13 protein-coding genes are annotated in these 13044 nt (G+C 33.0%); 7 read left to right on the top strand and 6 right to left on the bottom strand.

Translation table 11 applies throughout. From position 1 onward, the window contains the following. Positions 1-4: 4 nt before the first annotated feature. The 5 genes from PBN93_RS05620 to PBN93_RS05600 form a co-directional block, all read right to left on the bottom strand. The gene (locus PBN93_RS05620) at positions 5-1003 is read right to left on the bottom strand and encodes a vWA domain-containing protein (protein WP_077405133.1); all 999 of its coding nucleotides are present in this window, start codon (positions 1001-1003) and stop codon (positions 5-7) included. After that, complete coding sequence (locus tag PBN93_RS05615; RefSeq protein ID WP_271081638.1) at positions 1004-2677, bottom strand: BatD family protein; 1674 nt, start codon at positions 2675-2677, stop codon at positions 1004-1006. Further along, positions 2677-3543: a DUF58 domain-containing protein gene (locus PBN93_RS05610; RefSeq protein ID WP_013620716.1), complete on the bottom strand. Its 867-nt coding sequence runs from the start codon at positions 3541-3543 to the stop codon at positions 2677-2679. Before PBN93_RS05610 ends, PBN93_RS05615 begins: the two co-directional genes overlap by 1 nt. 82 nt (positions 3544-3625) lie before the next feature. Beyond that, positions 3626-4627, bottom strand: a complete 1002-nt coding sequence (locus PBN93_RS05605) for an AAA family ATPase (protein WP_077405127.1) — start codon at positions 4625-4627, stop codon at positions 3626-3628. A gap of 221 nt (positions 4628-4848) precedes the next feature. After that, complete coding sequence (locus PBN93_RS05600; RefSeq protein WP_077405124.1) at positions 4849-5205, bottom strand: hypothetical protein; 357 nt, start codon at positions 5203-5205, stop codon at positions 4849-4851. Between the two features lie 189 nt (positions 5206-5394). Between PBN93_RS05600 and PBN93_RS05595 the strand changes: the two genes are divergently transcribed. The 7 genes from PBN93_RS05595 to PBN93_RS05565 all read left to right on the top strand — a co-directional run bounded on the left by PBN93_RS05595 (position 5395) and on the right by PBN93_RS05565 (position 12351). After that, positions 5395-6270 (top strand): aldo/keto reductase, encoded by an 876-nt coding sequence (locus PBN93_RS05595; protein WP_077405121.1) that lies wholly within the window; start codon positions 5395-5397, stop codon positions 6268-6270. Between the two features lie 16 nt (positions 6271-6286). Continuing rightward, positions 6287-7045, top strand: a complete 759-nt coding sequence (locus PBN93_RS05590; protein ID WP_077405118.1) for an SDR family NAD(P)-dependent oxidoreductase — start codon at positions 6287-6289, stop codon at positions 7043-7045. 30 nt (positions 7046-7075) lie between these two features. Continuing rightward, a complete protein-coding gene (locus tag PBN93_RS05585) occupies positions 7076-8212 on the top strand; it encodes an ATP-binding protein (protein ID WP_077405115.1) in 1137 nt (378 codons plus the stop codon). 106 nt (positions 8213-8318) lie between these two features. Further along, on the top strand, positions 8319-9455 hold the full coding sequence (locus PBN93_RS05580) for an SPFH domain-containing protein (protein ID WP_077405112.1): 1137 nt from the start codon (positions 8319-8321) through the stop codon (positions 9453-9455). Positions 9456-9512: 57 nt separating this feature from the next. Further along, positions 9513-10595 (top strand): DNA helicase PriA, encoded by a 1083-nt coding sequence (locus PBN93_RS05575; protein WP_077405109.1) that lies wholly within the window; start codon positions 9513-9515, stop codon positions 10593-10595. Next, a complete protein-coding gene (locus PBN93_RS05570) occupies positions 10592-11317 on the top strand; it encodes a metallophosphoesterase family protein (protein ID WP_077405106.1) in 726 nt (241 codons plus the stop codon). The genes PBN93_RS05575 and PBN93_RS05570 overlap by 4 nt, the downstream gene beginning before the upstream one ends. 38 nt (positions 11318-11355) lie before the next feature. Then, on the top strand, positions 11356-12351 hold the full coding sequence (locus PBN93_RS05565) for an acyl-ACP desaturase (protein ID WP_077405103.1): 996 nt from the start codon (positions 11356-11358) through the stop codon (positions 12349-12351). Between the two features lie 74 nt (positions 12352-12425). Here PBN93_RS05565 and PBN93_RS05560 read toward each other — a convergent pair whose 3' ends face one another. Beyond that, positions 12426-13025, bottom strand: a complete 600-nt coding sequence (locus PBN93_RS05560; RefSeq protein WP_077405100.1) for a hypothetical protein — start codon at positions 13023-13025, stop codon at positions 12426-12428. Positions 13026-13044: the final 19 nt, after the last annotated feature.

The following is a 13044-nucleotide window of genomic DNA, read 5'->3' as shown; positions in this document are numbered from 1 at the left end:
AATCTTAGATAAAACTTCTAAATAAAGTGTTTCGCATTACCCATTCTAGTAAAAGTAAAATACCAGCCAAAAGTATTAATGGTCTAAACTTTTCTTCAAAATTGGTATATTTAATTTCTTCTATGTCGGTTTTTTCTAACTTATTAATTTCATCATAAATAGCTGCAAGCTTTTCATTGTCTGTAGCTCTAAAATATTGTCCGCCTGTTACTGTAGCAATTTCTTCCAGCAATTTTTCATCAATTTCTACTTGCCTCATACCATACCTGTAAGTACGGTCTGGGTTAAAGCCAATTGGCGTTAATGCATTTCCATTGGTACCTAAACCAATGGTATAGGTTTTAATTTTGTATTCTACTGCTAAATCTGCTGCAGTTTTTGGCTCTATAAAGCCAGAGTTGTTAACCCCATCTGTAAGTAAAATAATTACTTTACTTTTAGACTTGCTGTCTTTTAAACGGTTTACAGCAGTTGCTAAACCCATACCAATTGCTGTGCCATCTTCTAACTGGCCGTGCGTTATTTGGCGTAATGATGATAGTACAATAGACTTGTCACTAGTAATAGGTGTTTTTGTGTAACTCTCACCAGCATAGGCAACCAGGCCAATACGGTCATTAGGCCTTTTTTTTATAAAATCTGCGGCAACTTTTTTTAATGCTGTTAGTCTGTTTGGTTTTAAATCTCTGGCAAGCATACTAGAAGATACATCTATTGCCATAACAATATCTATACCTTTTGTAGTTTTAGTCCTGGTAGATACATCTTTGGTTTGTGGGCGTGCTAAGGCAGTAATTATTGCGGCTAATGCTAATAAGCGAAAAATAAAGAGTAAAGGCTTTAGTTTAGACAATATACTAGTGTCTGTAAAGCCTTGTGTGCTAGATATTTTTAATGCTGCAGTTTCTTGCTTATGTTTAAAAAAATACCATAGCGCAGCCAGTGGTAGCAGTAATAGCAACCAAAAAAGCTGAGGGTTTGCAAAAGTGATATTTTCTAGCATTTATTCTTTTTTATCTTCTTTAACTTCAATTGAATTAAATATACGATTAGCAATTTCCTGTGCATACTCGTCATCTGCTAAGTAGGTTACCAGTATTTGTTGCTGAAAACCTTTGCCTCCAAAACAAATTATTGCATACTCTCCATTTACCAATTCTTTAGAATTTGGCATTTTAAACTTACCAGAACCATATATTTTTAAACCTTTGGTGTCTGATGAAAAAGTGCTAAACTCTTCTTGCTTTGTGGTAATGTTTTTAGTTCCAGAAGCTTCAAATTCAGCCAATATTTTTTCTGCTACTTGGTTAAAGTTTGGCTCTGTTTCTGGGTTAGCAAACGTAGCAGATGAAACACTTACTCCAAATAATGTTTTGTTACTTTTATAAGTAAACAATTGCAGTTCTTTAACGTTTGCTTGTGCCTCTGGAGGTAATTTAACTTCTTGCCTAATTAAAACCTCTGGTGTTTCTATTTGTATTGGTGGGTAGCCATAAGAGCTTTGTACCCAATCGTTCTCTAATAATTCTTTTACCGGATGTCCAAAAGCTGTGTCCTTTACTGTTTTAAAACCGTATATTTTAATTAAGACACCTAAACCAATTAATAAAGCACCTACAAAAGTGGCAATGGCAATAATCCATTTTTTCTTTTCTTTTTTTCGCGCTAATTCTTCTAGGTATTCTTCATTTTTAAGCAGTTCTTCCTCTGTAGGCTCTGGTAACGCCTCATGTGTTTTTTCTACAATCTGAGTTATTGCCACGCGGTCTTGCTCTGCAATAGAAGTTTCTGGTTTCTTTTTGGCAAATTTTACTAAATCTGCAGTTTGTAAAACACGTTTAAATTGTGATATAGTATCGTTGTCTAACTTTAATTGCCCTGCATCTTTTAAAAGTTCTAGCTTGGTAATAAGTTGGTCTGTAGTGCTTTCTAAGGCAGATATTTTTACATCTTCTTCTAAATAAGAACGTACAATAGTGGTAAGCTCAGAGTAATACTCCTTATACTCATCTTGTATAATGTACTTAGAATTTTCTAGTTTTTTAAGTTCTATAATTGCTCGGTCATATGGTGGTAATAGCGCTATTTTTTCTTCGTCAGTTAATGGTTTTTTACGTAAAATAAACCAGTAAATTAAACCGATAACCACTAGTAAACTAGCTACAATAATACCAACTAGCAACCAAGGGAATGAAGAAGCTTTTTCTACCTCCATAAGTGGTTTAATATCGTACATTTTTTGGGCAAAAGTATCTACCTTAACAGTACCAACATTAACCCTTAAAGAATCTGTAAAAAAAGCTTTACCATTAATTTCTATGCGTTGTATAGGAATTGTATAAGCACCAGAATCAAACTGAGTAAGGGCATAAGAACGCTGTAATGTAATGCGGTCTTTATACTTTGTGGTATCTATTTCTAAGGCTTCAACCATTTCTAATGGAGAAAAAGTTTGATCTTCAGGAAATAGTACTTGTGCTGTAGAGTCCGCATCTACCAATATGGTATACTTTATTTGCTCACCAATTCTAATAGCAGTAGTATCTATATCTGCTGTTATTTTAGGTTGGTTTTGGGCATAACTATAGTACGAGCCAAAAATAAGGCACGCCAAAACACATATTATTTGTAATAATGTGTTACTAGAATTTGTTATTTGCTTGTTACTAATTGTCATTATCCTCTTCGCTTAAAATAGCCTAATAGCTTTTTAACATAACTTTCGTCTACTCTACAACTTAGTGTTCCGCAGCCCGATTTTGTGAATGTTTCTTTAAAGTAAGTTACTTTATCTTGGTAGTACTTACCATAAGCTAACCTTACTTTTTTAGATTGTGTGTTTATAAGTTTTATGGCGCCAGTTTCTGCATCTTGCATTTGCACCATACCTATGTTTGGTATAGTTTCTTCACGTTCATCAAAAATACGTATGCCTGTAACATCATGTTTTTTACCTGTAATGCGTAATGTTTGTAAATAATCATCAGTAATAAAGTCAGACAACACAAATACTATGGCTTTCTTTTTCATTACATTGGTTAAATACTTTAGGGCTTCAGATAAATTTGTTTTAGTGCTTTTTGGTGTAAATTCTAACAGCTCTCTAATAATACGCAATGCGTGACTTTTTCCTTTTTTTGGAGGAATAAAAAGTTCTACTTCATCAGAAAAAAGAATTAAACCAACTTTGTCATTGTTTTGGAGTGCAGAAAAAGCAAGTGTAGCAGATATTTCTGTAATAATATCTTTTTTAAACTGATTGGTTGTACCAAAGTTTTCAGAGCCACTTACATCTACCATAAGCATCATCGTAAGCTCTCTTTCTTCCTCAAAAACTTTAATGTAAGGTTCGTTATAACGTGCGGTAACGTTCCAGTCTATAGCACGTACATCATCGCCAAATTGGTATTGGCGCACCTCACTAAACGTCATACCACGTCCTTTAAACGTAGAATGGTACTCTCCGCCAAATATATGGTTAGAGAGACGTCTAGTTTTTATCTCAATTTTTCGTACTTTTTTAAGTAATTCTTTAGTATCCATTTTTCAGTTTGCAGTGTACATTATTAGATTGTAGTTTTTGTTTGTAAAAAAACAGAACCACGACATATAACTGACGACTGATTTAAGGCACTTCTACTTCGTTTACAATCTTATTAATTATTTCTTCAGAAGTAATGTTTTCTGCTTCAGCCTCATAAGTTATTCCAATTCTATGTCTTAACACATCATGAACAACGGCTCTAACATCTTCAGGAATAACATACCCTCTACGTTTAATAAAAGCATAACATTTAGCTGCTGTAGCTAAGTTTATACTACCACGAGGAGACGCTCCAAAACTTATAAGTGGTTTTAAATTTTCTAGATTGTATTTTTCTGGGTAACGTGTGGCAAATATGATGTCTAAGATGTATTTTTCAATCTTTTCATCCATATATACTTCTTTTACAGCTTTTTGTGCATTTAATATTTGCTGTACAGTAACCACAGGTTTAACCTCATCATAAGAACCTTTTAAGTTTTGACGCATAATTAACTGCTCCTCATTAATTTTAGGATAGTCTATTACTGTTTTTAACATAAAACGGTCTACTTGTGCCTCTGGTAGTGGGTACGTACCTTCTTGCTCAACAGGGTTTTGAGTAGCCATTACTAAAAAAGGTTTTTCTAAAACAAAGGTTTCGTCTCCAATAGTTACTTGTTTTTCTTGCATAGCTTCTAACAAAGCCGACTGAACTTTTGCTGGGGCTCTGTTAATTTCATCAGCCAAAACAAAGTTTGCAAATATTGGACCTTTTTTAATAGAGAAATCATTCTCTTTAATATTGTATATCATTGTACCTACAACATCTGCAGGTAATAAATCTGGTGTAAATTGTATTCTGCTAAAGTCTCCGCGGACTGCCTTAGATAAAGTGTTAATTGCTAATGTTTTAGCTAGCCCAGGTACACCTTCTAATAATATGTGTCCTCGTCCTAGTAATCCAATTAGTAGACGTTCTACCATATGCTTTTGACCCACAATTACTTTGTTCATCTCTAGCATTAGTAGATCTATAAAAGCACTTTCTTGAGCAATTTTCTCGTTAACCGCACTAATATCTACTGTAGTATTTTCTTCCATAAGCCATTAAAATTGTTCTGCAAAATATAAAAGTATTTAATAAGATGCAAAATCTTAATTTATTTACGGTTCTGCTGTTAATAATAGGTTAAATGTTGTATAACGCTACTATTATTATGAACTATTTAAGGAATTTATTTTTAATTTTCACATAGTGTTATGAAAACCAGATGCTAGCACCCAAAAGAAGGTTTTTTTGAATGTACTTAAAAAGTTGAAAATTATTTCATTTTTTCTTTAGCTTCAAGAGTAATCGGTTTTATAAATATACTATAAACCTCATCTGGAGATAAATTTAAGTTGTAAGTAGCTAGTTTTTTTCTAAAAGCATCGCTCTTTTCAACCTTGTTATCTCCTAATTCATTTAGAATATAATAATAACTACTTTTATTTAAAACTTTTGATAGTGTAAGGTCAAATTTTTTATAATCAAAAAGGGTATAGGCTAGTAACGAGGAATCCCATTCTTTGTATTCTGTAGTTTGCTTTATTAATTTAACCTCCTTTATTTTTTCTTTGTTTTGGGTGTAATTAGAGGTAGAATATAGAAAAAATAATATAAGTAGTATTTTTTTCATTTTGTAAAAGTTTAATTAAACAGAATAATGTTTATGAGTTTATTCTTTGGTCACTTATGTTTATTTTTTTTGGGTTTAGGTGTAGGAAATAATCTATATAAAAATAAGACAAATTAAATGTATAATATTTATAAAAAAATGTTATTTATATAGTGTTAGTTTAGTTGTTTTTTTATTTTCACAACTATTATGAAAGCAACACAAAATTATTCCAGAATTATTGCCGGAACAATGACCTGGGGAAACTGGGGAAAAAACTTATCTACAACACAAATAGACAAACTAATACACCATTGTTTAAGTGTAGGCATAACTACGTTTGACCACGCAGATATTTATGGCGGCTATACCAATGAGGCTATGTTTGGTAAGGCCTTTGTTAATAGCGGAGTGTCTAGAGAACATATGCAACTTATTACCAAATGTGGAATACAACACGTTTGTGAAGCCAGAGACAATAAAATAGGGCATTACCAGTATAATAAAGATTATATTGTAAGCTCTGTTCATCAATCTTTAAAAAATTTAAAAACAGATTATATAGATTTTTTATTGTTGCATAGGCCTAGTCCTTTAATGCATCCGCTAGAAATATCAGAGGCTATTTATCAATTAAAAAAAGAAGGGAAGATTATAGATTTTGGAGTGTCTAACTTTACACCTTCTCAAATTAAAATGATAGAGACTGCGGTTCCTGTTGTTGGTAATCAGGTAGAGTTTTCATTAACACAAAATAACGTGATGTATGATGGTACTTTAGATGATTGTATTACTAATAAAAGAATGGCAATGGCTTGGAGTTCTTTGGGGTCTTATTTTAAAGAGAAAAATGACCAAACATCTCGTATAAAAGAGGCTTTAAGTTTATTAATTAAAAAGTACAATGCAACAGAAGATCAGTTATTGTTGGCTTGGGTTTTAAAGCATCCGTCAATGGTTTTTCCTGTGGTTGGTACTGCTACTCCAGAACGTATAGCGGCATCTTTTAAGGCTCTAGATATTAAATTAGAATTAGAAGATTGGTTTGTGTTGTTAAAAGCTAGTCAGGGGCATCCTGTACCTTAGAAAAATTAGATATAAAATGAATAAAAATAAAATTGCTTTAATAACTGGTGCTACAAGTGGTATTGGTATGGCAACCGCTAAAATATTTGCTAAAAATAATATAGACCTAGTGCTATGTGGTCGTAGGCAAGAGCGTTTAGATATGCTTAAAAATGAGTTAGAAAAAGAGGTTGCCGTGCACACATTAAATTTTGATGTGCGCAATAAAACAGCCGTTTTAGAACAAATTAATAGCTTGCCGCCAGAGTTTTTAGATGTAGATATTTTAATTAATAATGCGGGTAATGCACACGGTTTAGAGCCCATACAAGATGGTAATTTAGACGATTGGGACGCAATGCTAGATATTAATGTTAAAGGGTTATTGTATGTGTCTAAAGCTGTAATTCCTAATATGATAGCTAAAAAGTCTGGGCACATTATAAATATTGGTTCTACAGCTGGTAAAGAGGTATACCCAAATGGCAACGTGTATTGTGCTAGTAAGCACGCTGTAGATGCAATAAACCAAGGCATGCGTATAGATTTGAATCCGTATAATATTAGAATTGGTGCTGTAAATCCAGGAATGGTAGAGACCGAGTTTAGTGAGGTGAGATTTAAAGGAGATACTGCAAAAGCAGCAAAAGTTTACCAAGGTTTTAAGCCATTACAAGCCTTAGATATAGCAGATATTATACATTTTGTGGTTACTAGACCGTACCACGTAAATATTGCAGATTTAGTAGTTATGAGCACAGCGCAAGCAAGTAGTACAATTGTTAATAAAAACTGATTTTCTATTTTGTAACTAACATTTTTTAAAATGATAAATAAGCGACTTTTAGTTAAAAACCTTCTGGCTCATAATGACGAGAATAGTTTTTATGACAAAAAGCGCTTTATAGATATTGGTCAAAAAGAAGGAAAAGCAAAATTTTTAAAACACGTTTGCGCTTTAGCAAATAGCAATCCTAATAACAATTCCTTTATTGTTATTGGTGTAGAAGATGAAGATAATAAAATAGTTGGAGTAGATTTTTTTGATGATAGTAAAATACAAAATCTAGTAAATGCGTATTTAGATAACCCTCCTTTAATCTCTTATGAAAATATACCATTTCCTCAGCTCCCAGAGGGTAAAGTTGTAGGTTTAGTAACCATAAAATCTAACGGTAAAGTATGTGCGCTACGTAAAAATATTTGGAAATATTATGGTGGCTCTGTTTTTTTTAGAGAGGGTAGTATAAGCTTGCCTAAAGCATATGGTATAGAGTTAAAAGATCTAAATTCTAATGCTGTTGCAACTATAGAAAAACACGCCAAAAATAACATAGAACTTACTTTAGATGGTGTTATAGATTTTATAAATAATAGGCATAAAGACTTAATAAGTAATTATAAAGTTTTTAAAGAGCAATTTGTGGTTTGTTGGGCAGGAAACCAAAAAAAAGTAAAAGATAAAACGTATTATTCTAGGGTAGATATAGAGCTAATTAACGAGCAAGTAAAACTATTTTACTCCAATTTAGATGAAATAACTATAGCCTATAATGATGATTCATTTACCACCACAGAGTATGTACAATTAGGTTTGGGCAAACAACAAAAGTATTATCCGTTTGAAAAAGTAATTTTAAACTTTAATGATAACGGAAAGTATTTTATACAAAGTAATTTAATATTTAACCCTCCACAATATAACAAAAAGTCATTATACCATACCTATAATGCTACTAATGCTTTGGTAGATAAACTAGAAAAGAAACAAAAATTAACAAAGCAAGAAGATGCAGATTTACAACAGCTACCAGATATTTATTTAATTTGTTATTTAAACGATTTTCCTGAAGCTATTACACAAATGGAACGCGTAAAACCATTTGTAAAAGAATACAATAAAAATGTGTATAGGTCTTTAAAAGAGGCTTTTAGGATATTAAGAAAAGTAAAGTATAATTAAGTATAGCTAGTTATCATGATAAATTTAATAGCTTTTTAAACTTTTTTAGTTTGATGATAGCCTTAAAAACACTATCTTTTTTCAGTAAAATTAAAACACTACCACAATGGGAATATTTGATGAAATTAAAAAGAAATTAAGTCACGAATTTATAGATATAATAGAATGGTTAGATAATACTGACGATACTATTGTGCACCGTTTTGAGCGTTACCAAAACGAAATTAAAAATAACGCAAAACTAATTGTTAGAGAAGGGCAAGTTGCAGTATTTGTAAATGAAGGGCAACTAGCAGATGTTTTTAATCCCGGGACATATACTTTAAACACTCAAAACTTACCAATTTTAACGACATTAAAAGGTTGGAAGTATGGTTTTAATAGTCCGTTTAAAGCAGAGGTTTATTTTGTAAACACACGCTTATTTACAGATGAAAAATGGGGAACTAAAAACCCAATTATGCTTAGTGACGCACGCTTTGGGTTAACAGAAATTAGAGCATTTGGTACGTATAGTTTTAGAATAGAAGATGCAGGTAAATTTGTAGTAGATGTTGTAGGTACAGATGGTAATTTTACAAACTACGAAGTTAATGAGCACCTTAAAAGTTTAATAGTTACACGTTTTACAGATACTGTTGGTGAAGCTAATTTGCCAATAGAATTGTATGCTGCTAACACAACAGAACTATCTGATACTTGCCAAGAGGTTATGCAGCCAGAGTTTGGGCGCATAGGGATATTATTAGAAAAATTCTACATAGAAAATGTGTCTATGCCAGAAGAGCTTAAAAAAGAAATTTTTGAGTACAGTAGGTTAGACAAGTTAGACTTAAATAAATTAACCCAATTTAAAACAGCAAAAGCAATTGAGGCCGCAGCCAAAAATGATGGCGGTACAGCAGGTGCAGGTATGGGAATGGGTATGGGTTTTGTAATGGCACAGCAAATGGGCGGAATGATGAACCCGCAAATGATGCAGCAACAACCAGCAGTGCAACCACAAGGCGCAGCAGTACCGCCACCAATGCCAACCCAGGTACAGTACTTTTACGCAGCTAACGGTCAGCAAATGGGCCCAGTTACTTTTGATAAGCTAAAAGAGCTTTTTGCCAATAGAACCATTAATAAAGATTCATTAGTTTGGAAACAAGGTATGGCAAATTGGTCTGCTTTACAAGATGTAGAAGAATTAAAAGTATTTTTAGGTGGTAACACACCTCCTCCTTTACCAACGGTATAATACGCTAATCTTCATCAACCTAAAAAAAGTTTTACCCTTTAGTTAGGGGTAATTTTTATGGAAGAATTAAAACAATCTGAACAAAAGAAATCTTGTGCCAATTGTGGTGCAGAGTTAAAATACAAACCCGGCTCACAGCAATTAAGCTGTGGGTATTGCGGGTATGAAGAGTTTATAGAACAAGCTAAAAGTAGTTTTGAAGAGCTAGAACTAGAGCATTATTTAAAAGCTGTTGGAGATAATGCTTATACAGAAACTATAGATTTACTGCATTGTAAAAACTGTGGTGCAAATCAGCATATAGAAGAAAATTACAAATCTTTACACTGTGTGTATTGCAGTGAGCCACTAATTATAGAAGATGTAGAAAAAGAAGGCTGGATTTTACCAAGTGCTGTAGTGCCTTTTCAAATAGATGCTAAAAAGGCAAGAAGCATTTTTAAAAATTGGGTAAATGGTATTTGGTTTGCACCAGATAAACTAAAAAAAGCAGCTTTAGACCCAGAGGGTATTCGTGGGTTGTATATGCCTCATTGGACTTTTGATGCTAATATGACTGCAGATTATATAGGTAAAAGAGGTGAGTATTATTATGTAACCAGAACATATAAAACTAAAAACGGAACAAGTACAAGGCAAGAGCGCAGAACAAGGTGGTATCCTGCTTCTGGTAGTGTTAATGGTTTTGTAGATGATATTTTGATAAATGCATCTGAAAAGAAACAAAGAGAAATACCCGCCAAAGTTGCTTTTTGGAATTTTAAGGAATTAAAACCGTACAACTCTGGTTTTTTAGCTGGTTTTGTTACGGAAAAATACACCATATCATTAAAAGATGGGCACCATCAATCCTTTGAAAAAGCTAAAGAAATTGCCTACAATTGGATTCGTAGAGATATTGGTGGAGATACACAGCAAATATCTTCCACAGATATTAAACTTAAAGATGAAACTTTTAAGCATATTTTGTTGCCAATTTATATAAGCGCCTATAATTATAATGGAAAAGAATATAGGTTTTACGTAAACGGACAAACAGGAAAAATTAGTGGTACCAGACCATATTCATTCTGGAAAATATTCTTTTTAGTACTTTTTGTAGTGCTAATAATTGCATTATTTATATTATTTACCCAATGAGAAAATTAGTAATAGGAGACATACACTCTGGCTTAAAAGCATTAAAACAATTGTTACAAAAAGCAGAGGTTACTACTAGTGATCATCTTATTTTTTTAGGAGATTATGTAGATGGTTGGAGTGAGGCAGTAGAGACCATTAGCTACTTAATAACACTAAACAAAACACACAACTGTACTTTTATTAGGGGTAACCATGATGAGCTTTGCTTAAACTGGTTAAAAACAGACGAACATAATGATACCTGGGTTTTACACGGCGGACAGGCTACACAGAGTTCATATTTGGGTATAGATAGTAAAACTAAAAATGAGCATATTTCATTTTTAGAAAATTTAGAGAATTATTATTTAGATGAAGAAAATAGACTTTTTCTGCACGCAGGGTTTACCAATTTAAAGGGAGTAGATTATGAGTATTTTAAAAAAAATTTTTATTGGGATAGAACTCTTTGGGAACTTGCTTTAGCTGTAGATCGTACTTTGCCAAAAGAAGACAATAAATACCCAAAGCGGTTATTAAAATATAACGAAATTTATATTGGGCATACTCCAGTCACACGTATAGGAAAAACAGTCCCCCAAAATGCTGCAAATGTATATAATATAGATACTGGAGCTGCTTTTAAAGGACCTTTATCTATGTTAAATGTAGATACAAAAGAAGTATGGCAAAGTGATCCTGTGACTACTTTTTATCCTACAGAAAAAGGAAGGAATTAAAAATTATTGTCGACCTTTGTGAAAACAACTTGTATTATATGTCTGCACACAACATAAGATTAGAAGTAATGAAAGCCATTGAGGGCAAAGTAGAAGGTTTTATAGATAGCTACTTAGTTCCTATTGAAAAAATATGGCAACCAACAGATTTTTTACCAGACTCTCAGAGCGATAACTTTTTTAACGAAGTAGAACAAATTAGAGAAGAAGCAAAAGAGTTGGGCTATGATTTTTGGGTTACTCTAGTTGCAGATACTATAACAGAAGAAGCATTGCCAACCTATGAGTCTTGGTTAATGGATGTGGAAGGTGTAGACCAACATGATGGTCCGGAAAATGGATGGGCCAAATGGGTTAGAAACTGGACCGCAGAAGAAAACAGACACGGTGATGTGCTAAATAAATATTTGTACTTATCTGGAAGAGTAAATATGCGTGAGGTAGAAATTACAACACAGCATTTAATTGCAGATGGTTTTGATATTGGTACAGACAGAGATCCGTATAAAAATTTTGTATATACTTCATTTCAGGAGTTAGCTACAAATATTTCTCATAAGAGAGTTGGGCAAATGGCCAAGAAAAAAGGAAACACTTTACTTGGTAAAATGTGTAATATTATTGCGGGTGACGAAATGCGCCATCACCTAGCCTATAGAGAGTTTGTAAAAGTTATTATGGATCAGGACCCTAACGGAATGATTTTAGCTTTTGCAGATATGATGAAACGTAAAATTGTTATGCCAGCGCACTTTTTACGTGAGTCTGGCGGTAGCATAGGTACTGCTTTTGAAACTTTTAGTAATTGCGCACAAAGGTTAGGTGTGTATACAGCTCAAGATTATATAGAAATCCTTAGTAAACTTAATGGTTATTGGGATATTGAAAATTTAAGAGGTTTAAATGATTCTGCAGAAAAAGCGAGAGATTATTTAACCAAACTACCTTCTAGATTACAACGTATATCGGACCGTATGAAAATTGATGATGACCAGTATCACTTTAAATGGGTACAAGCAAATGGTATGCTTTAATACTGTTTTTATACATAAAACAAAACCCCAATTCTTATAAGGAATTGGGGTTTTTTGCTTGGTTGTTGATGTAATTATAGTTTACCGTGTTTGTGCTCACTTTGCCATTTTTGCAAATCGGCCCATTTGCCTTCATAGCACATTTTTGCTTGCATAGGCCATGAAGATGGGTCGTGTATTCTATAACGCTCTCCACCAGAGTTTAAAACTTCTTGGCACTTAGCTACTGTAGCTTCAGATAATGCTTTCCAAGTTTTAATATCAAAAGAATGAAATAATCCTTCTATTTTAGGGCCAATTCCTTCTACTAATTTTAAATCGTCTTGTTTTACTTTTTTACCAAATATAGCTTTGGCTGCAGCAGCATCAAAAGCAATACCGGTCTCTTGCACAGGAGTAGGTGCCATTGCAGCTACAGGAGGAGTAACAACAGCTTTTGCTGCTTCTTTGGCTTGTGCTTTACAAGCGTCTAAATCTGATTTTAGTTGTGTATTTTTAGCTGCTAGTTCATCCTTATCTGTTGCTAATTTGTTGTTTTTGTCTTTCCATATTTGTAAATCTTCAGAGTTATCTATTACCTCTTTGTTACCTTTTCCTAGTAAGTAGCCCAGAATTGCACAAATTAAGCCTACTAAAGCAGGTATAATCCAGCACCAGATGTTTGTGTTTTCCATGTTTAATTTAGTTTTATGT

Origin of the sequence: Cellulophaga omnivescoria, assembly GCF_027915275.1 — a bacterium.
Classification (GTDB): domain Bacteria; phylum Bacteroidota; class Bacteroidia; order Flavobacteriales; family Flavobacteriaceae; genus Cellulophaga; species Cellulophaga omnivescoria.
The sequence above is the reverse complement of the archived record's forward strand: the minus strand, read 5'-3'. Positions and strand labels throughout refer to the sequence as shown.

What these genes read in the sequence shown, in the direction of transcription:
- PBN93_RS05565 (WP_077405103.1), top strand. Translation starts at nt 11,356, where the DNA reads ATGTCTGCACACAACATAAGATTAGAAGTAATGAAAGCCATTGAGGGC.
- PBN93_RS05590 (WP_077405118.1), top strand. Translation starts at nt 6,287, where the DNA reads ATGAATAAAAATAAAATTGCTTTAATAACTGGTGCTACAAGTGGTATT.
- PBN93_RS05560 (WP_077405100.1), bottom strand. Translation starts at nt 13,025, where the DNA reads ATGGAAAACACAAACATCTGGTGCTGGATTATACCTGCTTTAGTAGGC.
- PBN93_RS05570 (WP_077405106.1), top strand. Translation starts at nt 10,592, where the DNA reads ATGAGAAAATTAGTAATAGGAGACATACACTCTGGCTTAAAAGCATTA.
- PBN93_RS05575 (WP_077405109.1), top strand. Translation starts at nt 9,513, where the DNA reads ATGGAAGAATTAAAACAATCTGAACAAAAGAAATCTTGTGCCAATTGT.
- PBN93_RS05610 (WP_013620716.1), bottom strand. Translation starts at nt 3,543, where the DNA reads ATGGATACTAAAGAATTACTTAAAAAAGTACGAAAAATTGAGATAAAA.
- PBN93_RS05600 (WP_077405124.1), bottom strand. Translation starts at nt 5,205, where the DNA reads ATGAAAAAAATACTACTTATATTATTTTTTCTATATTCTACCTCTAAT.
- PBN93_RS05605 (WP_077405127.1), bottom strand. Translation starts at nt 4,627, where the DNA reads ATGGAAGAAAATACTACAGTAGATATTAGTGCGGTTAACGAGAAAATT.
- PBN93_RS05620 (WP_077405133.1), bottom strand. Translation starts at nt 1,003, where the DNA reads ATGCTAGAAAATATCACTTTTGCAAACCCTCAGCTTTTTTGGTTGCTA.
- PBN93_RS05580 (WP_077405112.1), top strand. Translation starts at nt 8,319, where the DNA reads ATGGGAATATTTGATGAAATTAAAAAGAAATTAAGTCACGAATTTATA.
- PBN93_RS05585 (WP_077405115.1), top strand. Translation starts at nt 7,076, where the DNA reads ATGATAAATAAGCGACTTTTAGTTAAAAACCTTCTGGCTCATAATGAC.
- PBN93_RS05615 (WP_271081638.1), bottom strand. Translation starts at nt 2,677, where the DNA reads ATGACAATTAGTAACAAGCAAATAACAAATTCTAGTAACACATTATTA.
- PBN93_RS05595 (WP_077405121.1), top strand. Translation starts at nt 5,395, where the DNA reads ATGAAAGCAACACAAAATTATTCCAGAATTATTGCCGGAACAATGACC.